Below are 1,298 nucleotides of genomic sequence, written 5' to 3'. Positions count from 1 at the left end.
CCGACTCCTGGGTCTACCCCCTGCCCCCGGGCATCGACATCGCAGACGAGAGTGACGCACTCGGGAAAATGACTCTGGAAAAGAGCGCCCCGCTCACCGAAAACATAACCGTCATGCTGACCGACGCCCGCGACACCCACGAGATCAACCTCGCACTCAAAGCTGCGTTCACCGACGAAGATGAAGGAAACATATAGTGGCCCTACATCTTCCGAAACCACGATCAACCAAACCCGCACAGAAGACCGTCGGCTTGGACGGACTCAACGTATCCGTCTCGACAGCAGCAACAAGCGGTATCGAAAAATCGAAATCGGTCAAAAGTGGGGGATTAGCCGGACTCACCAGCAAAGTCTCCGTACGCCAGCTCCGTACGGAAATCGGCAAAGAAGGCCTACGGCAAGCAGCTGTCGACGCCGGGAGAAAGCCACCCTCTGACCGAACACTGCGCCGTTGGGCGCAGCAAGGACGAATCCCGCACCCCGACGTCACCGAACGCGCCAGGCGGCGAGCCGCCATCGAACGCCTCGGTGGAATCGACGCTGTCGCAAAGAAGATCGGCCGTTCACGATCAGCGGTCTCTCGCTACCGTTCCGGCGAAACGAACGAACTGCGCGCTGACGCGAAAAAGAAACTCAAGAACGTCAAAGCTCGCGACATCATGGACCGCGCCGGCGTACTACGACCCGACGGGCAACCCAAAAAGGCCACCATCCGAGTCCGCGGGGGAGTGTCCGTCCGCAACGGTTCCGAAGAAGGTTACGACTATCGAGTGCGTACCCTCGATTTCGCGAACTCCGACAGTCCCTTCAGTCTCGACGAAACATGGGAACTCGCCATGGCTTTGGCAGGCGACGATCATGCCCGGGTGGTTGCCATCCTCGAACGTCACGCCACGATGGATTACCCTGAAAACAAGGGATTCGACCAGTACGGCGACACTTTCGGATTTCACTTCGATTCCATCGAATCCGTCCACATCGACTGGACATAGAACTGCCCTGCCCCCTCGCGCCGGGCAGGACCAGGCATCTCGTTCGCAGACCCTCGTGCGAAACACCGGTAGCGATCTCGGCACCAGAGGATATGTCGGCCAGATTCGGAATCGAATGGCGCCTCTCAGCCGGAGTTGTCAGGTTTGACGGGCAGTTGGGAGTCGAGTTCGGAGACGGTGGCTTCCACAGCTGCCGCGATCTCGTCGTCGGTAGGGACGAGATCGCGAACCTGGGAGGGGAGAGTCTCATAGGTGTAGTCGGCTACGGCGAGGGGTGCAGTTGTCCCGGCAAGTGAATACCGGA

The 1,298-nt window shown here is 59.4% G+C and carries 1 protein-coding gene and 2 pseudogenes; 2 read left to right on the top strand and 1 reads right to left on the bottom strand.

The features are described 5' to 3' along the window. Both ATN38_RS00065 and ATN38_RS00060 read left to right on the top strand, forming a co-directional pair. Positions 1–197: pseudogene (locus ATN38_RS00065) on the top strand (hypothetical protein); the annotation flags it as partial. Next, positions 197–994, top strand: a complete 798-nt coding sequence (locus ATN38_RS00060; protein ID WP_021334701.1) for a hypothetical protein — start codon at positions 197–199, stop codon at positions 992–994. The pseudogene ATN38_RS00065 and the gene ATN38_RS00060, both read left to right, overlap by 1 nt. Positions 995–1,119: 125 nt before the next feature. On the opposite strand, the pseudogene ATN38_RS33055 reads toward ATN38_RS00060, so the two are convergent. After that, positions 1,120–1,298 (bottom strand): annotated as a pseudogene (locus ATN38_RS33055) (DUF1016 domain-containing protein); the annotation flags it as partial.

It is taken from the genome of Rhodococcus sp. FH8, assembly GCF_019266085.1.
GTDB lineage: Bacteria > Actinomycetota > Actinomycetes > Mycobacteriales > Mycobacteriaceae > Rhodococcus_F > Rhodococcus_F qingshengii.
Note: the sequence above shows the minus strand (reverse complement) of the source record. Positions and strands in the feature narration are given on the sequence as shown.